This is a genomic window from Catellatospora sp. IY07-71 (assembly GCF_018326265.1).
Taxonomy (GTDB): Bacteria; Actinomycetota; Actinomycetes; order Mycobacteriales; family Micromonosporaceae; genus Catellatospora.
Genome location: NZ_AP023360.1, coordinates 2,717,856 through 2,737,924, shown reverse-complemented (window position 1 = coordinate 2,737,924; position 20,069 = coordinate 2,717,856). Strand labels below are relative to the sequence as shown.

Below are 20,069 nucleotides of genomic sequence, written 5' to 3'. Positions count from 1 at the left end.
GACGCGTTATCCGGAGCACTGGTCAGGACGATAGCCGAACATGTGTACGAGCGCCATCCTGCCACGCCGTAGGCGTGTCCGCAGACTTAATGCCGCTTACCGCAGGCGTGCGGGCACCCGTTCGGCGTAGTGGTCGCACACGGCGCGCCAGATCAGGTGCACCTCCTCGCCGTCGGCCAGGGCGCTGTCGATCGTCCGCCCGCCCAGCTGGGGCAGCACCTGGTCGGCGGCGACGCTGGACGCGTACGCGGGCCCGAACACCTCGCGCAGCCGTTCGAAGAAGTCGGTCCGTCGCATCGGGCTAGTCTGCCACTTTCAGGTCCGCCACGGCGGACAGCGTGGTCGGGCGCAGCGCCAGCGCGATCAGCGGGATCGTGCTCAGCCCGGCGAGCAGCGTCAGCACGGCGTACCCGGACAGCTCCACCACCACCCCGGACAGCACCCCGGCGCCCGCCCCGGCCAGCCCGGTGACCAGGTCCGACAGGCCCTGCGCGCGGGCCTTGACGGCCAGCGGCACCGACTCGGTGAACAGCGTCGAGCCGCCGACCATGGTGCCCGACCAGCCCAGCCCGAGCATGACCAGCGCCACGGTGAGCCGGGCGGTGTCGTGCCCGGCGGTGCCCGCCACCGCGCAGGCGGCGACGAGCAGCACCACCCCGCCCAGGATCACCGGCACCCGCCCGGCCCGGTCGGCCAGCCAGCCCACCACCGGCGACAGGCCGTACATGCCGGCCACGTGCAGGCTGAGCACGAAGCCGACGATGCGCAGGGTGTCCGGGGCGCTGTGGCTCTCGCCGATGTGCACCGGCGTCATCGCCATGACCGCGACCATGACCAGGTGGCCGAGCGCCACCGCGGCCATGCCGAGCCGGGCCGGCGGCGACGCCAGCACCGCCCGCGCCGCCGCGCCGAGCGTCTGCCCGGAGCGGCCGCCGTCGCCCTCGGCACGAGTGGGCGCGGCCATGGCGGCGGCCTCCGGCACGGCCGTGGCGGGCCCGGCCACCGGGCCGGGTGCGGCCGCCGTCGCGGGCGGCGCGGTGGCGGGTCCGCCGGTGCCGCCCGTCTGGGCCAGGAGCAGCGGATCGGGGCGCAGGAACACGGTGAGCAGCAGCGCGCTGACCCCGAACGACGCGGCCGCGAAGGCGAACGGCCCGGCCAGCACCGGGATGCCGGACCCGGCGAGCACGCCGCCGAGCGGGGCGGCCAGGTTCGGCCCGACCACCGCGCCGAGTGTGGTGGACCACACGACCAGCGACAGCTGCCGTCCGCGGCGCTGCGGCTCGGCGAGGTCCGTGGCGGCGTAGCGGGACTGCAGCTTGGCCGTGCTGCCCGCGCCGAACAGGAAGAAGCCCACGAACAGCAGCGGGATCGAGTCGAGCAGCGCCGAGGCGAGCACGCCGAGGCCGCCCACCGCGCCGGTGAGGTAGCACAGGGCCAGGCCGGGGCGCCTGCCGTACCGGCTCATCAGCGCGGTGGCGGGCAGGGCGAGGATGCCGCCGCCCACCACGGCCGCGCTCTGCGCGGCGCCGGACAGCGCGGTGCCCGCCATCTCGCGGGTGAGCAGCGCGCCCACCGAGATGCCCATGGCCACGCCGAGGCCGCTGACGACTTCGACGACCATGAGCAGCCGGATGGTTCTGGCCTGCACCGCGGCGTACGCGGCGACGTTCGGCGCCATGAGGGGGCTCCCGGGGGTGTAAGGGGCGAGGACGCGACACCTACCTTGCCTGATCGACGTCGTTCGCACCGGCCCGGCCGGTTGAGAAGGACTCGGGTATCGTCGTCCCCGAACAAAAACCCCCAGTACGGGCCACGTCCGCCGGGACCCCCGACCAGGCCTCAACCGTCCGGTCAGACCGCGGCACGTTTGGCAACTCCCGGCCCCGCTGGAACGTCCTGTGAAGGAGGCAGCGCCGCTGCCCCCTTCGGAAAGAGCCACTGGGCGACGCGTCGCCGCGCCACCCAGCCGATCGGGGAGGACCATCCCGTGACCATCACCCCCGTCACGCCTCAGGCGATGACCGCCGAGCAGCGTGAGCAGTTCGAGCGCGACGGCTACCTGATCGTCCGCAACGTGCTGTCGCCCGACGAGGTCGCGCACTACGCGGCCGCCGTCGACCGCGTGTACGCCGAGCACGAGGCCGTCGGCAAGCTGGGCGCGGACGCCTCGCTGCACAAGCTCAGCGCCGTCGCCAGCTGCCCCGAGCTGAACGGCCTCGTCGACCACCCCGCGGTGTTCCCGCTCGTCTGGTCGATGATCGGCTGGAACGTGCACGTGTACCACTCGCACCTCGACGTGCACCCGCCGATCAAGCAGACGAAGCCCTACCGCTTCGAGTGGCACCAGGACGGCGGCCGCCAGAACGGCGAGCTGGAGACCGACCCGCGCCCCCGCCTGTCGGTCAAGCTTGCGTTCTGGCTGTCGGACGTGTCCGAGCCCGGCCGCGGAAACTTCAAGGTCGTGCCCGGCAGCCACAAGATGAACCGGATCGACGGCCCGCCGAGCCGCGACATCGAGTGGCCCGACCCGGCCGGCGCCATCGAGGTCTGCGTGCACCCCGGTGACGCGGTCTTCTTCGACCGCCGCATCTGGCACGCGCGCTCGAACAACTACTCGGAGATCACCCGCAAGGCGGTCTTCTTCGGCTACACCTTCCGCTGGATCGCCACCCGCGACGAGCGGCCGGCGGCCGAGCACGTGGCGCGGCTGAACCCGGTCCAGCGCCAGCTGGTCGGCGCGCTCGAGGGCCGGATCGACGACCCGGTGGACGGCGGCGACCACGCGTGGGGCTACTTCCCCGACGAGGTCCCGCTGTACACCGACCTCAAGGAGCGCGGTCTGCTCGACTCGTCCTTCCCCTGGCTGCGTCGCTAGCCGTCAGACGTCGATCGCCGTCTCGGGTCCGCAGGTGCGGACCCGGGGCGGCGATCCTCATTTCCGGCCGGTACGCGTCAGCGCAGGTCCTCCGGGAGGAGGTCCATGAGCAGGCCGTCGTGCCAGGTGCCGTCCGGGCCGCGCTCGTAGCGGCGCATCACGCCCACCGGCTGGAAGCCCACCTTGGCGTAGCAGGCGATCGCCGCGGTGTTGTCCGCCGCCGGGTCGATGACCAGCCGGTGGTGCCCCAGCTCGCCGATCAGGTGCCGGGCCAGCGTGCGTACCGCGTCCGAGCCCAGCCCGCGCCCGTGCACGGCCGGGTCGAGGTAGAGGTCCATGCCCGCGTGCCGGTACATGGCATCGCTCTCCTCGGTCCACTGGATCGCGCCGACCACCTGCCCGTCGTGCTCCACCACGAGCAGCTCCAGATCCGGGTCGTCGAGGTCGGCGGCGATCTCCGCGGCGAGGTCGTCGCCCTGCCAGCGCACGCGCACCTCCGGGGCGGCGCGGATCTCGGCGAGCCGGTCCACGTCCGCGGGCTCGGCCGGGCGCAGCGCCACCCGCTCGCCGTGCAACGTCGTCATGCCGCCACCGTACGGCGCGGTCCGCGTCCCGGCCGCCGGATTACCCATGATCGACTCTGGACAGCGCTCGCTAGGCTCGGCCGTATGCAGATGACATGCCCGAAATGCCATGGCCAGATGCGGCAGTACGAGCGCAACGGCGTGACCGTCGACCAGTGCACCGAGTGCCGCGGCATCTTCCTCGACCGCGGCGAGCTGGAGCGCCTCACCCAGGCCGAGAACGCCTGGCACGGCAGCCGGCAGCAGCACAGCAGCCCTCCCCCGCAGCAGCACCACCCGCAGCAGCACGGGTACCGCGACCACGACTCCGGCGAGTACCCCCGCTACGACAAGCACCACGGCCAGAGCCACGGGCACGGCCACCACAAGCGCCAGGAGTCCTTCCTCGACGACCTCTTCGGCTGACCCGCCACCGCCCGCCCCGCCGCCGCGCTCGCCGTCAGCGCAGGGCGGCGGGGTGCGGGTGGACCGCGGCGGCCACCGCGGCCGCGAGCGCCGGGGCCTCCTCCGGCCGCAGGGCGGCCACGGTGATGCGGATGCCCGGTCCGGTGGCGGTGCGGAAGACATGGCCGGGGGTGACGGCGTATCCGGCGTCGCGCAGCGACGCGACCGCGCCGGTCTCGTCCGGCACCGGCACCCACACGTTGATGCCGGTGCGCCCGGTCGCCGCCACCCCGCGCGCGTGCAGGGCCGCGAGCAGTGCGCCGCGGCGCTCGTCGTACGCCCGCCCGGCGGCGGCGATCTCCGCGGCCACCGCGGATGAGGTCCACAGCCCCAGCAGGGTGCGCTGCAACAGCCCGGAGACCCAGCCCGCGCCGAGCCGCAGCCGCCCCTCGACCCGGGAGACCGTCTCGGCGTCCCCGGCGAGCACCGCGCAGCGCAGGTCGGGCCCGTAGGGTTTGCTGGCGCTGCGCAGGAACGCCCAGGCCGGGCCGGCCGCGACCGGATGCAGCGGCACCGCGGCCAGCTCCCCGGCGTGGTCGTCCTGGATCACGAACACGTCGCGCAGCAGCGGCCGCAGCGCGGCGGCCCTGGCGGCGCTCACCGAGGCGCCGGTCGGGTTCTGCGCGCGCACCGTGACGATCGCGGCGCGCGCCCCGGCGGCCAGCGCGGCACGCACCCCCTGCTCGGTGGGCCCTTCGTCGTCTACCGGCATGGAGACCGGGACCAGCCCGCGCGCGGCGACCAGGTCGAGCAGCGCGGCCCAGCCGGGGTCCTCGACGGCGACCCGGTCGCCGGGCCGCAGCCGCGCCTCCAGCAGCCGGTCCAGCCCGTCCAAAGCCCCGCTGACCAGGGTGTACGCCGCATCGCCGGGCAGCTCCGGGAGCCGGGTGCGGGCGTGCGCGAGCAGTTCGGGCAGCGGCCCGCCGTCGGCGTACCGCAGCGGGGCGGCCTGGCCCGCGGCCAGCTCGGCGGCGACGGTGTGCAGCACCGGCGCGAGTCCGGGCAGCAGCGCGGGATCGGGCTCGCCGTCGGACAGGTCGCGCACCCCGGCGGGCAGCGGCACGGCCCGGCGCGCGCGGCCCGTGGCGATCGGCGTGACCGGGCGGACCCGGGTGCCGTGGCGGCCGGCGGTGACCACGATGCCCCGGTCGCGCAGCCGCTGGTAGGCCGCCGCGACGGTGGCCGGGCTGACCGAAAGCTCGGTGGCCAGCGCCCGCACGCTGGGCAGCGCGTCGCCAGGGGCCAGGCCGCCGCCGCGCACCCCCTCCTCCACGGACGCGGCTATCGCCGTTGCCGTGCCACCGGTGATCGGATATCGTACTGCCACAAAGTCAAGTATGTACTAGTACATTACGACGAGTCAAGGAGGCGGACATGGCCGGCACCGAGCCGTCCGCGTACCCCCGGACCCCGCGCACCACCGCGCTGCGTATGCGCGAGCGCATGTCCTACGACCGCGCCGCCGCGCACGCGATCCTCGACGAGGCGTGGCACTGCACGCTCTCCTTCGTGCTCGACGGCGAGCCCCGCGTCCTGCCTACGTTGCACGTGCGCGTGGGAGACACGCTCTACCTGCACGGCTCCAGCGGGGGCCGGATGGGCCTGGGCGCCCGCGGCGGCCTGCGCGTCGCCGCCTGCGTGACCCACCTGGACGGGCTGGTGCTGGCCCGCTCGCAGTTCCACCACAGCGCCAACTACCGCTCGGTGATCGCCCACGGCACCGCCGAGCTGGTCACCGACGAGGCCGAGAAGCTGCGCGTGTTCACCGCGCTGGCGGAGAAGATCGGCTCCGGCCACGCCGCGCGCACCCGGCCGCCGTCGGCGAAGGAGCTGGCCCAGACCGCCCTGCTGGCCCTGCCGCTGGACGAGGTCTCCGTCCGCGCCCGCACCGGCACCGCCGGCGACGACGAGGAGGACCTCGACCTGCCGTACTGGGCGGGTGTGCTCCCCCTGCGTGTGGAGCCCGGCCGCGCCGAGCCCGCCCCCGGCGTCACCGTGCCCGTCCCCGACTACCTGGGCTTGGAGCGCGGCCCGTGGTTCGAGCCGGTGGTCCTGCGCGGCGAGCGGGTGACCCTGGAGCCGCTGGACCTGTCCCACGTGGACGGCCTGTTCGCCGCTGTCGGCGGCGACGACGAGGTATGGCGCTGGCTCAGCCGCAGCACCCCCCACACCCCCGCCGACCTGGCCCCGTTCGTCGAGATCGCGCTGGACATGCAGCACCGCGGCGAGCGCGTCCCCTGGGTGCAGCGCGACACCGCCACCGGCGAGATCCTCGGCACCACGTCGTACTACGCGATCGACCCGAAGCACCGCCAGCTCGGCATCGGCCACACGTTCCTGGCCCGTAAGGCCTGGCGCACCGGCGTCAACACCGAGTCCAAGCTGCTCCTGCTCGAACGCGCCTTCGACGTCCTCGGCTGCGAGCGCGTCGAATGGCACACCGACCACCGCAACGAGCGCTCGCAGGCCGCCATCGCCCGCCTCGGCGCAACCCGCGAGGGCGTACACCGCCACCACCGCCTGCGCCCCGACGGCACCTGGCGCGACACGGTCACCTTCAGCATGCTCGCCACCGACTGGCCCACCGCCCGCCAGCGCCTTCAGTAAAGGAAGGGCACCTTCTTAACGCTATGCGTAGTAGAAGGTGCCCTTCTTAACCTCTCCCAGGTGACACAGCACACGCCACACCTCGACCTAACGGCCGACACGCATTTCGCTCCTTACGAGAGAGGATGGCCACATGCTCGGCATCAGCGACCTGTGGACCTTCGTGCTCGGCACCATCGCGATCGTGCTGCTGCCCGGACCGAACTCGATGTACGTGCTCGCCGTCGCCGCCCGCCGCGGCGTACGCCAGGGCTACCGCGGCGCGCTCGGCGTGTTCTGCGGCGACGGCGTGCTGATGCTCGTCTCGGCGGCCGGCATGGCCTCACTGCTGCGCGCCGTCCCCGCCCTGTTCATGATCGTCAAGTACGCCGGCGCGGCGTACCTCGGCTACGTGGGCATCCGCATGGTGATCAGCGCCGTACGCAGCTGGCGCGAGCGGGCCGCGGGCCGGCCCGAGACGTCCGCCGCGCAGCCGGAGCCCAAGGCCGAGAACGCGTTCCGCCGCGCCTTCACCATCAGCCTGATGAACCCGAAGGCGATCCTGTTCTTCGTCTCGTTCTTCATCCAGTTCGTCGACCCCGGGTACGCCTACCCCGCGGCGTCGTTCGTGCTGCTGGCGATCATCGTGCAGCTCTGCAGCGCGCTCTACCTCAGCCTGCTCATCTTCAGCGGCAACCGCCTCGCGGCGACCTTCCGCAGCAGGCGCCGCCTGGCCGCCGCCGGCACCAGCGCCGTCGGCGCCCTCTTCGTCGGCTTCGGCGTCAAACTGGCCACCTCGTCCCTTTAACCGGCAACGCCCGGCCCTGCTCGACTCCCCCGCCACCGGCCGGCCCCACGGCCACCCCACCCGACGAAGATCGCTGTCCGGTGTCCAAACCTGAGGCCCAGCCCCACCTTCCGACACGAAACACCGATCACGAATCGGCAGGCCGAACCCAGACCGGGCCAATCGGGCCAACTGCGCCCGGAATGATCGCGAGTTACTGTCCAAACCAAGGTGTGACCGCACTTTGCGACGCGAAGCACCGATCTCCACCCTCGGCGCCGGTCTTGAAGGGCACCGCCCCATCCCGCCACACAGCCGTCGGCCCACCACATCACCCCGGACGAGACCGAGGCCGATGTGACAGGCCGACGTCACTGGCGGATAACCACGGCCCAGCACCGCCACCCCGCCAAAGGGCAGCAAAAACGGTCGGCGTCGAAGCCGGCCGGGAACGCTGGAGGCGGGCGGGTCAGGCGATGGACGGCTCGGGGATGAGCAGGTCGTGGCGGCCCAGGTCGCGGATGATGTCGTTGACCACCCAGATGTCCACGTGCGCGGGGCGCGCGTGGCTGTGCGGGTGCCGGGCGTCGCGGTTGCGGACCACGAAGTAGTGCACGGCCGCCCGGACGCGGGCCCGGTCGACGGCGCTGGCGCGCACCGTCTCGCGGATCAGCGCGCGCAGGTGATGAGCGATGCGCTCGGCCAGCGCGAGTTCGTGGCCGGTGTGGCCGGGCTGGTCGGCCTGCAGGCGGGCGAGGTGCCCGTCGAGCTGGCGCAGCAGGACGTCGGACTCATGGCGGCCGTTCTTCCTGTCGGCTGCCGGTGCGGTCTGTCGTTCGGTCATATCACCCTCCGCACACCGTGTTCGATGTGTTACTCATCGTGAGCAAGACGGTACGTGATTCGGGCGCATCCGGGCAACCCTCACATCCGCTCCGTCTCATCCTCTGGGCGTACCCGAGCGTCGGCGTGGCAAACGCCACAGCCGGCGGACTCACCCGTCGGTGCCAGGTAAAACACTCGACGCGGTCCCCGCTGTTCCCGCCGGGCGAATGTCGGTGGGGGCGGGCAGGATGGTCGGTGATGAATGCTCCCGCGCTTGCCGCCGCAGAGTTCGGGCCCGCCACACGGGCCTGGTTCGACGCGGCCTTCGCCGCGCCCACCGCGGCCCAGGCCGGTGCCTGGCAGGCCGTGAGCGCGGGCGCGAACGCGCTGGTGGTGGCCCCTACCGGCTCGGGCAAGACGCTGGCGGCGTTCCTGTGGGCGCTGGACCGGCTGGCCCACGAGCCGCTGCCGGCGGACCCGACCCGCCGCTGCCGCGTGCTGTACGTCAGCCCGCTGAAGGCGCTGGCCGTGGACGTCGAGCGCAACCTGCGCACCCCGCTGACCGGGATCAGGCACGCGGCGGCCCGGCTGGGCCTGGCCGAGCCGGACATCTCGGTGGGCATGCGCACCGGCGACACCCCCGCCGAGGAGCGGCGCACGTTCCAGCGCCGCCCGCCGGACATCCTGATCACCACGCCCGAGTCGCTGTTCCTGCTGCTCACCTCGCAGGCACGGGAGTCCCTGCGGGGCGTGGAGACGGTGATCGTCGACGAGGTGCACGCGGTCAGCGCGACCAAGCGCGGCGCGCACCTGGCGCTGTCCCTGGAGCGCCTGGACGCGCTGCTGGAGCGGCCCGCGCAGCGCATCGGCCTGTCCGCCACGATCGAGCCGGTGGAGACCGCGGCCCGCTTTCTGGGCGGGGCCGCCCCGGTCACCGTGGTCCAGCCGAAGACCGCCAAGACCATCGAGGTCAGCGTCGAGGTCCCGGTCGAGGACATGACCGCGCTCGACGAGGGCCACGCCGACGACGAGGGCCCGCGCCGCGCCTCGATCTGGCCCGCCGTCGAGGAGCGGGTGTACGAGCTGATCAAAGCGCACCGCTCGACGATCGTCTTCGCCAACTCCCGCCGCGGCGCCGAGCGCCTCTGCGCGCGCCTCAACGAGCTGGCCGCCGAGCGGGTGGTGCAGCCCGTGCCACCGCCCGCCCAGATCATCGCCCAGTCCGGCACGGGGTACGGCGCACCGCCGCAGCTCGCCCGCGCCCACCACGGCTCGGTGTCCAAGGAGGAGCGCAAGCAGATCGAGGAGGAGCTGAAGTCGGGCCGGCTGCCCGCCGTCGTCGCCACCTCCAGCCTCGAACTAGGCATCGACATGGGCGCCGTGGACCTGGTGGTGCAGGTCGGCGCACCGCCGAGCGTGGCAGCCGGGCTGCAGCGCGTCGGCCGGGCCGGGCACCAGGTGGGCGCGGTCTCGCGCGGCGTGGTGTTCCCGGTGCACCGCGGCGACCTGCTGTCCTGCGCGGTGGTGTCGCTGCGGATGACGGCCGGGCGGCTGGAGCCGCTGGATTTCCCGCACAGCCCGCTGGACGTGCTGGCGCAGCACATCGTGGCGATGACCGCGCTGGACGAGTGGACGGTCGCCGACCTGGCCGCGCTGGTACGCCGGGCCGCGCCGTTCGCCGCGCTGCCCGAGTCGGCGCTGCACGCGGTGCTGGACATGCTGGCCGGGCGCTACCCGTCGACCGCGTTCGCCGAGCTGCGCCCGCGCATCGTCTGGGACCGCGCGGCGGACCTGCTCACCGGCCGCCCCGGCAATCAGCGCCTGGCGGTCACCTCCGGCGGCACCATCCCCGACCGCGGCCTGTTCGGCGTCTTCCTCGCCGGTTCCGAGAAGGCGTCCCGGGTCGGCGAGCTGGACGAGGAGATGGTGTACGAGTCGCGCGTGGGCGACGTGTTCGCGCTGGGCACCAGCTCGTGGCGCATCGAGGACATCACCCCCGACCGGGTGCTGGTCTCGCCCGCCCCCGGCCAGCCCGCCCGGCTGCCGTTCTGGAAGGGCGACCAGGCGGGCCGCCCCGTGGCGCTGGGCAAGGCGCTCGGCGCGTTCTTGCGCAACCCGGCCAGCCTGGACAGTCTCGACGAGGCCGCGAAGAGCAACCTGACGGCATACCTGGAGGAGCAGCGGGCCGCCACCCGGCACCTGCCCGACGACCGGACGGTGCTGGTCGAGCGCTTCCGCGACGAGCTGGGCGACTGGCGCATCGTGCTGCACAACGTGCTCGGCGCGCCCGTCAACGCGCCCTGGGCGCTGGCCATCGGCCAGCGGCTGCGCGAGCGGTACGGCGTCGACGCGCAGGTGCACGCCGCCGACGACGGGATCGTGGTCCGGCTGCCGGAGACCGCCGACGAGCCGCCCGCGGCGGACGTGTTCGCGTTCGACGCCGACGAGATCGAGTCGCTGGTGGCCGAGACGGTCGGCGGCTCGGCGCTGTTCGCGTCCCGGTTCCGCGAGTGCGCGGCGCGTTCGCTGCTGCTGCCCCGCCGCGATCCGGGCCGCCGCCAGCCGCTGTGGCAGCAGCGCCAGCGGGCCGCCCAGCTGCTCGACGTGGCCCGCGACTACCCCGACTTCCCGGTGACCCTGGAGGCGGCGCGGGAGTGCCTGCGCGACGTGTTCGACCTGCCGTCGCTGGCCTCGATGATGCGCGACATCGCCGCCCGGAAGATCCGTATGGTGGAGGTGTCCACCCCGCAGCCGTCGCCGTTCGCCCGCTCGCTGCTGTTCGGCTACGTCGGCGCGTTCCTGTACGGCGAGGACGTGCCGCTGGCCGAGCGCCGGGCCGCCGCGCTGGCGCTGGACCCGACGCTGCTGGGCGAGCTGCTGGGCCGTATCGAGCTGCGCGAGCTGCTCGACCCGGCGGTGATCGCGGAGACGGCGCTGCGGCTGCGCTGGGCCGACCGGCGGGTCCGCGACGCCGAGGACACCGTGGAGATGCTGCGCCGCCTCGGCGACCTGACCCACGACGAGATGACCGAGCGGGGCGCCGAGGCGGACTGGGTCGTGGCGCTGGCCCGCGCCGGGCGGGTGCTCGCGGTCCGGGTGGCGGGCGAGGAGCGCTGGATCGTCGCCGAGGACGCGGGCCGCTACCGCGACGCGCTCGGCGTGGCCCTGCCGCCCGGCCTGCCTGCCGCGTACGCCGCGCCGGTCGCCGACCCGCTGCTCGACCTGATCGGGCGGTACGCGCGCACCAACGGCCCGTTCCGGGCCGACGACTGCGCCCGGCGGTTCGGGCTGGGCGTGGCCGTGGTCGAGCACACGCTGCACCGGCTGGCGGCCTCCGGACGCCTGGTCTCGGGCGAGTTCACCGCCCACTCCGACGGCGGTTTCGTCGAGTGGTGTGACGCGGAGGTGCTGCGTACGCTGCGCCGCCGCAGCCTGGCCGCGCTCCGCAAGGAGATCGAGCCGGTCCCGCCGGACGTGCTCGGCCGTTTCCTGCCCGCCTGGCAGCATGTGGGGCGGCGCAGCGAGGGCATCGACGCGGTCGCCGCCGCCGTCGACCAGATCCAGGGCGTGCCGGTGCCCGCCTCGGCGCTGGAACGCCTGGTGCTGCCCGGCCGCGTGGCCGACTACACGCCGTCCTACCTGGACGAGCTGTGCGCCACCGGCGAGGTGGTGTGGGCCGGGGCGGGCGCGATCGGCGGCAGCGACGGCTGGGTCGTGCTGGCCTTCGCCGACGCGGCCCCGCTGCTGCTCCCGCCCCCGGCGGAGCTCGCGCTGACCCCGGTGCACGAGGCGGTGCTCGACAGCCTCGGCGGCGGGGCGCTGTTCTTCCGGCAGCTCGCCGAGCGGGCCGCGGCCGAGCACGCCGACCTGCTGGCCGCCGTGTGGGACCTGGTCTGGGCCGGGCTGGTCAGCAACGACACGCTCGCCCCGGTGCGGGCGCTGCTGTCCGGCGGCGGGGGCGCGCACCGGGCCAAGCCGACCCCGGGCCGCGCCCGCTACCGGCGGCCCGGCCTGACCGGCGGGCGGTCCCTCTCCTCCGCGCTCGGCGGCATGGCCCACCTGCCCAGCGCGGCGGGCCGCTGGCACGTGCTCGGCGCGCGGGACACCGACCCCACCGCCCGCGCCGCCGCGCTCGCCGACGCGCTGCTGGAACGGCACGGTGTGGTCACCCGCGGCGCGGTCGCCGCCGAAAACCAGCCCGGCGGGTTCGCCGCCGTGTATCCGGTGCTGTCCGCGCTGGAGGAGCGCGGCGCGGCCCGGCGCGGCTACTTCGTCGAAGGGCTGGGCGCGGCCCAGTTCGCGCTGCCGGGGGCGGTGGACCGGCTGCGCTCGTACACCGAGCGCGACGGCGCGGGCAAGGCGCTGGTGCTGGCCGCCACCGACCCGGCCAACCCCTACGGCGCGGCGCTGCCGTGGCCGCACACCACCGAGGGCCACCGGCCGGGCCGCAAGGCGGGCGCGCTGGTGGTGCTCGTCGGCGGCGCGCTGGCGCTGTACGTCGAGCGCGGTGGGCGTACCCTCCTCTCCTTCACCGACGACGAGACCGCGCTCGCCGCCGCGGCCGCAGCCCTGACCGGGGCCGTGTCCAGTGGCGCGCTGGGCGCGCTGACCGTGGAGCGCGCCGACGGCGAGGCCGTCACCGGCAGCCCCCTCGGCGCGGCGCTGGAGGCGGCCGGCTTCCGCATCACCCCCCGCGGCCTGCGCATCCGCGGCTGACCGACGGCCCGCCCCGGCCACCCCGAGGTGGCGGTCAGGGAAAGACCAGGGAACGGGATGCCGGATACGGGCTGGCGAGCCGCGTCCGGACGGTGGCATGCTGCGGTTCATGACCGTCGCCGCCGCCCCCACGCGCCGTGACTCCTATGTGGACTTCCTCCGGGCGCTGAGCCTGATCGTGGTGGTGCTGTGGCACTGGGCGTTCACCATCCTGGACTGGCGCGACGACGGCCCGCACGCCACCAGCCCGCTCGGCTTCACCCGGGGGCTGTGGCTGGCCACCTGGCTGCTGCAGGTCATGCCGCTGTTCTTCTTCATCGGCGGCTTCGTGCACCTGCGCACCTGGGAGAAGGCCCGCTCCCGCGGGGTGACCATGGGCGCGTTCATCGGGCGGCGCATGGGGCAGCTGCTCATCCCCGCCGGGATCGTGCTGCTGCTGTGGATCGGCCTGGGCTCCCTCATCGGGGCGTACTTCAACCTCACCGGCGTGGGCCGCGCGGTGAAGCTGGTGGTCAGCCCGCTGTGGTTCCTCGGGGTGTACCTGATGCTGATCGCGCTGCTGCCGGTCAGCCTGTGGCTGCACCGCAAGGCCGGGGTGCTGGCCCTGGTCTGGCTGGCGGGCGCGTCGATGATGGTCGACGTGCTGCGCTTCGGCAGCGACCTGGAGGACATCGGCTGGCTGAACATGGTGCTGGTGTGGGGCCTGGCCCACCAGGCGGGCTTCTTCTACCAGAACGTGGTCGACTCACCCCGGCGCAACGACTGGGCGCTGCTCTGGACCGGCCTGTTCGGGCTGGTCGGCCTCGTCGGCTCCGGGCTGTATCCGGGCTCCATGGTCGGCGTGCCCGGCGAGCGCTTCTCCAACATGGCCCCGCCCACCTTCGTCATCGTGGCACTGCTGGCGTTCCAGATCGGATTCGCCGAGCTGCTCCGCCCGCGCATGCAGGTGCTGCTGGAACGCCCCCGCTGGAAGCGCGCCAACGAGCTGATCAACGAGTTCTCGCTGCCGCTCTACCTGGTGCACACCACCGGCATGGCCATCTTCCTGTTCCTGACCTGGCTGTGGCTGCGCTACGACATGGACAAGCCCGCCGACGTGGACCTGGGCTGGTGGTTGACCCGGCCGCTGGCCATCATCGGCCCGCTGATCTGCACGATCCCGGTGTTGCTGCTGTTCCGCAACCTGCACCGCCGTGGCACGGCGGCGGCCGCCGCCCGACGCGCCGCCGAGGCGGAGAAGGCGGCGGATACGCAGTCCGCGGCGGTGCCCGCGCCGCGTGAACCGGCAGTCGAGGACGCCTCGGCCGAGGAGGCGAGCGCGCCGCGCCGGCCATAGTGGACAACGGACCGGATCGGTCTACCTTCGTAGGCATGCCCGGATACGACTACATCTCGTTCACGACCGACTACGGACTGTCGGACGGGTTCGTCGCGGCCTGCCACGGGATGATCGCCCGCGGCGCTCCCGAAGCCCGGATCATCGACGTCACCCACCTGATCGCGCCCGGCGACATCACCCGCGGCGCGGCCGTGCTCGCCCAGACCGTGCCGTACCTGCCCGACGCCGTACACCTGGCGGTCGTCGACCCCGGTGTGGGCACGGTCCGCCGTCCCGTGCTGCTGCGGACCCCGCGCGGCCTGCTCGTCGGCCCCGACAACGGCCTGCTGGTATGGGCCGCGCAGGCGCTCGGCGGCGTCACCGCGGCGTACGAGCTGGCCAGCGCCGACTGGTTCGCCCCGAACGTGTCCCGCACCTTCCACGGCCGCGACGTGTTCGCCCCCGTCGCCGCCCGGCTGGCCCGCGGCGCCGACCCCGCCGACGCCGGGCCCGCCGTCGCGCTCGACGAACTCGTCCAGCTCCCCGACCCCGTGGTGGCCCTCGGCGACGGCTGGCTGGAAGCCGAGGTGCTGACGGTCGACCGCTTCGGCAACGTACAGCTCGCCGCCGTCGGCGCGGCCCTCGAACAGCTCCCCGACCGCCTCACCGTCGGCGGCTGCCGCGCCGTACGCGGCTCCACCTTCGCCGACGCCCCCTCCGGCGGCCTGGTCGTCTACGCCGACTCCGCCGACCGCGTAGCCATCGCCGTCAACGGCGGCCGCGCCGCCGTAATGCTCGCCGTAACCCCCGGCGACATAATCCGCATCTCCTAACCCCCACCCTCCCCCCGAACCCTCTCCCGCCCCTCTCCCCGTCGATCTTGCGCGAACTGTGGGTGCGAAACGCTCTTTGCGGATAAAAGGGCAACACTTCGCGCAAGATCGACGCGCGCGCCGCCCACGGGCCAGCGACGGGCAGCCGTCACAGCCAAGATCGTCTAAGTTGCCAGGCAGATGGGCACATGGGCGGCCAAGATACGCCCATGTGCCAGGCAACTTAGACGATCTTGGGGTCGCCGCGCCGACGTGAGGCGGGCCGAGCGCGGGAGCGGGCCGAGCGGGCGAGCTGCCGGCGCAGGTCGGTCGGGCGGGGCGGTCAGGGGCGGGACGGGAAGAGGAAGGTGGCGGCGGCGCGCAAGGCGGGCAGGGGGTCGGTGTCCCCGGGCGAGGTTGCGCAGGCGGCCGGACTGCCAGAGAGTGGCGAAGCCGTGGGCCAGGGACCAGGCCGCGACCGGGTCGTCGCCGGTCCGGGTCGTGGGCATCGCCGCCCGGCCGTCGCGAAGCCGACGGGCACGAAGGCCCCGTTTGATCAAGCTTCAGCACCCGACCGCTCGCGAAGCTGACGGGCACGAAGGCCGCGCCTGAGCAAGCTTCAGCAGCCAGACGTTCGCGAGGATCGGGGCAGGAAGACCCGCTCTTGGAACGCGCCGCAGCAGGCGCTCCCACCGAGAGCACGCGGACGTGCCGAAACGCAGCCGTCGACCCGTCGCGTTAAGAAGGTGCCCTTCCTCTACGGAAACCGTTAAGAAGGTGCCCTTCCTTGGGGTCAGACGCTGACGACCTCGCGGCCGCGGGTGTTGCCCGTGTTGCCGGGGCGGATGTTGCGGGTCGTCCGCAGCGTGGTGCGCAGCGGGTTCTCGCGCCGGACCGTGACCGAGACCTGGCCGTCGGTGGCCACCTCGGTGCGCGGGCGGTGCGGCAGCGGCACCATCGCCTCGGCCGCCTGGTCGACGCCGCGCGGCGCCGGGGGCGTCAGCACGCCCTCGACCTGCTCGGCGACCGCCATCGTGTCACTGACCTCGCGCAGCACCTCGGACAGCCGCGCGCCGAGCGCGTCGCAGATCGAGGTCAGCAGCTCGCTGGACGCCTCCTTCTGCCCCCGCTCGATCTCGGACAGGTATCCGAGACTGACGTTCGCGGCCGTGGAGACCTCGCGCAGGGTGCGGTGCTGGCCCTGGCGGCGGGCACGGAGGGCATCACCGATCACTCGACGCAGAAGCACCATGTCGCACCCCCTGTACTGTGCCCCGTAACTACTGTCGGCTGATATGCCGTCAGCCGCCGGTTGTCACCGACGGCTGAGAAGAACCGTACTCTCTTCATGCCATTTCGACACCCCGCCCCGCCGGGGCGGTGCGGAACTTGCTCGGCGGCCGGCGCCATAGGAATACACACTACGGCAGTGACCCCAAACCTCGCCCGGGCAATAAACAGATCACGGTATGGCGACAGCATCACGCAGCAGGTCAAGGGCACTTTCCACCGCCGCCTGCCGTACGTGAGAACGGTCACCATCGATGTCGAGGGCGCGTACCCGGCCGAGCCCGCCCGGACCGGCGAGCGCCACGTACACCCTCCCGGCGGGCACGCCGTCCTGCGGGCCGGGACCGGCCACCCCGGTCGTGGCCAGGCCCCAGTCGGCGCCGCAGCGCTCACGGGCGCCCCTGGCCAGGGCCAGTGCCACATCCGGGTCGACCGGCCCGCGCTCGGCGAGCAGGTCCGCGTCCACCCCGGCGAGGCTGTGCTTGAGGTCTGTGGCGTACACCACCAGCCCGCCGCGCAGCACCCGGCTCACCCCCGGCACGGTCACCAGGGTCGCGGTGAGCAGGCCCCCGGTCAGCGACTCGGCGGCGGCGACCGTCTCCCCGCGCGCGACCAGCTGTTCCACCAGCGCCGCGAGCTCGGTCACGCGGGCTCCCCCACCGGTGCGCCCCCGGCACGCGGCGCGGGCACGGCGGCCCGCTCGGCGGCCCACCTCTCATAGGCGGCCGCGACGTCGGGCCAGAGCCGGTCCAGCTCGTCGTCGGCCAGGCCGAACACGTCGGCCAGCGCTTCCCGCCAGGCGGTACGCGTCGGAAGGTGCTCCTCGCGGCGGCCGTCCGCGTCGTGCGTGGTCAGCACGCAGCTGCGCAGGATCTGCACCCCGTCGGCGGTGCGCCGCTGGGCCGAGAACAGCCCGGTGAACGGCGAGCGCGGCGAGGTGGACAGGTGCTCGTGCGCGCCCGCGAAGTCGCCCAGCGCGGCCGGCGCGGCGGCGATGTCGCAGGCCGCGAAGGAGCCGGCCGGGTCGTGCCGCAGCCGCCAGCCGGGCTCCGCCCGCAGCGTGTCCCCCAGGGCGTACGAGAACGGGCCCTGCGGATGCTCCCCGGCGCGCAGCGGCAGCGGGTCGTGCAGGGCGTCGCCGAGGCCGGTGTCGGCCAGCCACACGCCGTCCGGGTGGGCCGGGTCGGGCAGGCCGTGCACCAGCAACGCCAGGTGGTTCAGGTCGGTCTCGGCGACCGCCGGGTCGCTCACCACGTACCCGCGATGCAGGGTGACCGTGAAGCCCAGCTCCCGCAGCAGCTCGCTGAACGCGCCGTTGAGCTGGAAGCAGTAGCCGCCCCGGCCGGTCGTGATCTGGCGCAGCGCGTGCTCCGGCGCGACCGTGCCCGGCCGGCCCAGCAGGATCTCCATGTTGGTGTACGGAATGCGGGCCACGTGCGCCCGGTGCAGCTCGCGCAGGTACGCCGCCGAGGGGGCACGGCGGGGCACGCCGAGGCGGCGCAGGTACTCCTCGATCACGGGGCGGGCTCGGTCGCGCCGCGGCGCAGCCGGATCGCGGCGATCACGTAGTCGATCCCGGTGACCACGGTGACCAGCAGCGCCGCGCCCATCAGCCAGGGGCCGACGGCGGCCCACGGCTGCTCGAACGGCCACAGGTACCACGCGATCGCGGCGATCTGGAGCACGGTCTTCAGCTTGCCGCCGCGGCTCGCCGCGATGACCCCGTACCGGATGACCCAGAAGCGCAGCAGCGTGATGCCCCACTCGCGCACCAGGATCACCACGGTGACCCACCACGGGAGCGCGTCGTACCAGCTCAGCAGCACCAGCGCGGAACCGGTCAGGGCCTTGTCCGCGATCGGGTCGGCCACCTTGCCGAACGAGGTCACCAGCTCGAAGCGGCGGGCGATCCAGCCGTCGACGTAGTCGGTGAACGACGCCACGCCGAACGTGATCGCGGCCGCGATCCGCCAGCGCTCGTCGGTCATCCCAGAAACGATCACCAGTGCCACGAAGACGGGCACCAGCACGATACGCACCACCGTGAGAACGTTGGCGGCGTTGAGCAGCGGCACTCGGCGTGAACGTTCCTGCACGGCGGACACGCTAACCAGCCACCACGGCCAAAGCGGGCCGACCGGCCGGAGCCGCGTCGATCATTTCCACCGGCACCGCGACGAGATCGACCCCTTCCGTGCCGGTCACCCTCGCCCGGACCAGGTCACCCGGGTGCAGCGCGGTCAGATCCACCCCGCCGTCCCCGCTCACCAGCGTCGTCGAGCCGTCCACCTCCGGCGCCTGGTGCGCCGCGCGCCCCTCCACGCCGTTCTCGTCCACCGTGTCGACCAGCACGTCCACCAGGCTGCCCAGGCGCTCCTCGGCGCGCTGCGCGCACAGCTCCTCGACCAGCGACAGCATCCGGTCGTAGCGGCGGCGGATCGTCGCCGCGCCGATCTTGCCGTCCATGGTCGCGGCCTCGGTGCCGTCCTCGTCGGAGTAGTCGAACACGCCGATCGCGTCCAGCCGCGCCTCGCTGACGAAGCGCACCAGCTCGTCGTAGTCGGCGCGGGTCTCGCCCGGGAAGCCGACGATGAAGTTGCTGCGCGCGCCCGCCTCCGGGGCCAGCTTCCGGGCACTGTCCAGCAGCTCCAGGAACCGCTCGGTGGAGCCGAAACGGCGCATCCGGCGCAGCACCGGCTCGGCCGAGTGCTGGAACGACAGGTCGAAGTACGGCGCGACGCCCGGCGTGGTGGCGATCGCCTCGACCAGGCCGGGCCGGGTCTCGGCGGGCTGCAGGTAGCTCACCCGGACCCGGACCAGGCCCCGGATCGCGGCCAGCTGCGGCAGCAGCTTCTCCAGCGCCCGCGGGTCGCCCAGGTCCTTGCCGTACGACGTCGAGTTCTCGCTGACCAGGACCAGCTCGCGCACGCCCGTGCCGGCCAGCCACTCGGCCTCGGCGAGCAGCTCGTCCGGCGTACGGCTGACGAACGAGCCGCGGAACGCCGGGATCGCGCAGAACGAGCAGCGCCGGTCGCAGCCGCTGGCCAGCTTGAGCGAGGCCACCGGGCTGCTGTCGAGCCGGTGCCGCAGCACGGGCCGCAGGTGGGCCGGGGTGTGCTCGTCGTTGGTGAACGCCGCGTGCCCCGGCACGATCACGCCCGTGTCGCGCCGCTTGGCCGGAGCCATCGGCAGCAGCTCACGGCGGTCGCGCGGGGTGTGCGCGGCGTGCTTGTCGCCCCGCATCACGCCGTTGAGCGCGGCGGAGATCGACGGGTAGTCGTCGAAGCCGAGCACGGCCGCGGCCTCGGGCAGGCTCTCGGCCAGCTCCTTGCCGTACCGCTCGGCCATGCAGCCCGCCGCGACCACCTTCGCGCCGGTGTCGGCGGCGGCCAGCAGCGTCTCGATCGAGTCCTGCTTGGCCTTCTCGACGAAGCCGCAGGTGTTCACGAGGACCACGTCGGCGCCCTCGCCGTCGGTGCTGACCTGCCAGCCGTCGGCCGCCAGGCGCGCGGCCAGCTCCTCCGAGTCGACCTCGTTGCGGGCACAGCCCAGCGTCAGCAGCGCGACCCGGCGCGGCGACCCGGACGATTCGTGGGGTGACGGGGAGGTTACTGGCACCCGACCAGGCTACCGGGCGCGCACGACATACCGGGTAGTGCCTTCCCTGTAAGGAAGGGCACCTTGTTATCGGTTTTCGTAGTAGAAGGTGCCCTTCTTAACCCTCCCCGTCCCACCTGGGCGGAGTGCCGAGCTACCCTGGCCGGCGGCCGCGCCCCACGGCGCCCGCCCCGGACGAGTGCCCGCCGTACCCGGACCGACAAGACGGCGCGCA

17 protein-coding genes and 1 riboswitch are annotated in these 20,069 nt (G+C 73.6%); of the genes, 7 read left to right on the top strand and 10 right to left on the bottom strand.

Going from position 1 to position 20,069, the window contains the following annotated elements; translation table 11 throughout:
- Positions 1 to 96: 96 nt before the first annotated feature.
- Positions 97 to 297 carry a DUF3046 domain-containing protein gene (locus CS0771_RS12385; RefSeq protein ID WP_212841104.1) on the bottom strand — a complete coding sequence of 67 codons (201 nt, stop codon included), beginning with the start codon at positions 295 to 297 and terminating at the stop codon, positions 97 to 99.
- A gap of 4 nt (positions 298 to 301) precedes the next feature.
- Entirely contained in the window at positions 302 to 1,678 is a 1,377-nt protein-coding gene (locus CS0771_RS12380; protein ID WP_244870749.1) for an MFS transporter, read from the bottom strand.
- Positions 1,679 to 1,987: 309 nt separating this feature from the next.
- Here CS0771_RS12380 and CS0771_RS12375 point away from each other — a divergent pair, with 309 nt between their 5' ends.
- Positions 1,988 to 2,875 (top strand): phytanoyl-CoA dioxygenase family protein, encoded by an 888-nt coding sequence (locus tag CS0771_RS12375; protein ID WP_244870748.1) that lies wholly within the window; start codon positions 1,988 to 1,990, stop codon positions 2,873 to 2,875.
- Positions 2,876 to 2,952: 77 nt separating this feature from the next.
- On the opposite strand, the gene CS0771_RS12370 is transcribed toward CS0771_RS12375, so the two are convergent.
- Positions 2,953 to 3,459: a GNAT family N-acetyltransferase gene (locus tag CS0771_RS12370; RefSeq protein WP_212841103.1), complete on the bottom strand. Its 507-nt coding sequence runs from the start codon at positions 3,457 to 3,459 to the stop codon at positions 2,953 to 2,955.
- Between the two features lie 84 nt (positions 3,460 to 3,543).
- Between CS0771_RS12370 and CS0771_RS12365 the strand changes: the two genes are divergently transcribed.
- Complete coding sequence (locus CS0771_RS12365) at positions 3,544 to 3,864, top strand: zf-TFIIB domain-containing protein (protein ID WP_212841102.1); 321 nt, start codon at positions 3,544 to 3,546, stop codon at positions 3,862 to 3,864.
- A 34-nt stretch (positions 3,865 to 3,898) separates the two neighbouring features.
- Here the strand turns inward: CS0771_RS12365 and CS0771_RS12360 are convergent, their stop codons facing one another.
- The gene (locus CS0771_RS12360; protein WP_212841101.1) at positions 3,899 to 5,230 is read right to left on the bottom strand and encodes an aminotransferase class I/II-fold pyridoxal phosphate-dependent enzyme; all 1,332 of its coding nucleotides are present in this window, start codon (positions 5,228 to 5,230) and stop codon (positions 3,899 to 3,901) included.
- Positions 5,231 to 5,277: 47 nt separating this feature from the next.
- On the opposite strand from CS0771_RS12360, the gene CS0771_RS12355 reads away from it, so the two are divergent.
- Together CS0771_RS12355 and leuE are read left to right on the top strand one after the other, a co-directional pair.
- Complete coding sequence (locus CS0771_RS12355) at positions 5,278 to 6,510, top strand: bifunctional pyridoxamine 5'-phosphate oxidase family protein/GNAT family N-acetyltransferase (RefSeq protein ID WP_212841100.1); 1,233 nt, start codon at positions 5,278 to 5,280, stop codon at positions 6,508 to 6,510.
- A 133-nt stretch (positions 6,511 to 6,643) separates the two neighbouring features.
- Entirely contained in the window at positions 6,644 to 7,297 is a 654-nt protein-coding gene (gene leuE / locus CS0771_RS12350; RefSeq protein WP_212841099.1) for a leucine efflux protein LeuE, read from the top strand.
- Between the two features lie 448 nt (positions 7,298 to 7,745).
- On the opposite strand, the gene CS0771_RS12345 is transcribed toward leuE, so the two are convergent.
- A complete protein-coding gene (locus CS0771_RS12345; RefSeq protein ID WP_212841098.1) occupies positions 7,746 to 8,120 on the bottom strand; it encodes a hypothetical protein in 375 nt (124 codons plus the stop codon).
- 239 nt (positions 8,121 to 8,359) lie between these two features.
- Here CS0771_RS12345 and CS0771_RS12340 point away from each other — a divergent pair, with 239 nt between their 5' ends.
- The 3 genes from CS0771_RS12340 to CS0771_RS12330 all read left to right on the top strand — a co-directional run bounded on the left by CS0771_RS12340 (position 8,360) and on the right by CS0771_RS12330 (position 14,968).
- A complete protein-coding gene (locus CS0771_RS12340; RefSeq protein ID WP_212841097.1) occupies positions 8,360 to 12,817 on the top strand; it encodes an ATP-dependent helicase in 4,458 nt (1,485 codons plus the stop codon).
- 109 nt (positions 12,818 to 12,926) lie between these two features.
- Entirely contained in the window at positions 12,927 to 14,153 is a 1,227-nt protein-coding gene (locus tag CS0771_RS12335; protein ID WP_244870747.1) for an acyltransferase, read from the top strand.
- 35 nt (positions 14,154 to 14,188) lie between these two features.
- Positions 14,189 to 14,968, top strand: coding sequence for an S-adenosyl-l-methionine hydroxide adenosyltransferase family protein (locus CS0771_RS12330; protein ID WP_212841095.1), 780 nt, complete (start codon positions 14,189 to 14,191; stop codon positions 14,966 to 14,968).
- Positions 14,969 to 15,740: 772 nt separating this feature from the next.
- Here CS0771_RS12330 and CS0771_RS12325 read toward each other — a convergent pair.
- From CS0771_RS12325 to rimO, 5 genes are all read right to left on the bottom strand, one after another.
- Positions 15,741 to 16,199 (bottom strand): helix-turn-helix domain-containing protein, encoded by a 459-nt coding sequence (locus CS0771_RS12325; protein WP_203742168.1) that lies wholly within the window; start codon positions 16,197 to 16,199, stop codon positions 15,741 to 15,743.
- Positions 16,200 to 16,409: 210 nt separating this feature from the next.
- Positions 16,410 to 16,883: a CinA family protein gene (locus CS0771_RS12320; RefSeq protein WP_244870746.1), complete on the bottom strand. Its 474-nt coding sequence runs from the start codon at positions 16,881 to 16,883 to the stop codon at positions 16,410 to 16,412.
- Complete coding sequence (locus CS0771_RS12315) at positions 16,880 to 17,755, bottom strand: arylamine N-acetyltransferase (protein WP_212841094.1); 876 nt, start codon at positions 17,753 to 17,755, stop codon at positions 16,880 to 16,882. The genes CS0771_RS12320 and CS0771_RS12315 overlap by 4 nt, the downstream gene beginning before the upstream one ends.
- Positions 17,752 to 18,333 (bottom strand): CDP-diacylglycerol--glycerol-3-phosphate 3-phosphatidyltransferase, encoded by a 582-nt coding sequence (gene pgsA / locus CS0771_RS12310; protein WP_212841093.1) that lies wholly within the window; start codon positions 18,331 to 18,333, stop codon positions 17,752 to 17,754. The genes CS0771_RS12315 and pgsA overlap by 4 nt, the downstream gene beginning before the upstream one ends.
- A gap of 10 nt (positions 18,334 to 18,343) precedes the next feature.
- Entirely contained in the window at positions 18,344 to 19,855 is a 1,512-nt protein-coding gene (rimO, locus tag CS0771_RS12305; RefSeq protein ID WP_212841092.1) for a 30S ribosomal protein S12 methylthiotransferase RimO, read from the bottom strand.
- A gap of 158 nt (positions 19,856 to 20,013) precedes the next feature.
- Positions 20,014 to 20,069, top strand: a riboswitch (guanidine-III (ykkC-III) riboswitch).

Coding starts and splice junctions, on each gene's coding strand:
- CS0771_RS12345 (WP_212841098.1), bottom strand. CDS start 8,120: ATGACCGAACGACAGACCGCACCGGCAGCCGACAGGAAGAACGGCCGC.
- CS0771_RS12380 (WP_244870749.1), bottom strand. CDS start 1,678: ATGGCGCCGAACGTCGCCGCGTACGCCGCGGTGCAGGCCAGAACCATC.
- CS0771_RS12330 (WP_212841095.1), top strand. CDS start 14,189: ATGCCCGGATACGACTACATCTCGTTCACGACCGACTACGGACTGTCG.
- CS0771_RS12325 (WP_203742168.1), bottom strand. CDS start 16,199: ATGGTGCTTCTGCGTCGAGTGATCGGTGATGCCCTCCGTGCCCGCCGC.
- CS0771_RS12365 (WP_212841102.1), top strand. CDS start 3,544: ATGCAGATGACATGCCCGAAATGCCATGGCCAGATGCGGCAGTACGAG.
- CS0771_RS12335 (WP_244870747.1), top strand. CDS start 12,927: ATGACCGTCGCCGCCGCCCCCACGCGCCGTGACTCCTATGTGGACTTC.
- CS0771_RS12355 (WP_212841100.1), top strand. CDS start 5,278: ATGGCCGGCACCGAGCCGTCCGCGTACCCCCGGACCCCGCGCACCACC.
- CS0771_RS12370 (WP_212841103.1), bottom strand. CDS start 3,459: ATGACGACGTTGCACGGCGAGCGGGTGGCGCTGCGCCCGGCCGAGCCC.
- CS0771_RS12340 (WP_212841097.1), top strand. CDS start 8,360: ATGAATGCTCCCGCGCTTGCCGCCGCAGAGTTCGGGCCCGCCACACGG.
- CS0771_RS12385 (WP_212841104.1), bottom strand. CDS start 297: ATGCGACGGACCGACTTCTTCGAACGGCTGCGCGAGGTGTTCGGGCCC.
- leuE (WP_212841099.1), top strand. CDS start 6,644: ATGCTCGGCATCAGCGACCTGTGGACCTTCGTGCTCGGCACCATCGCG.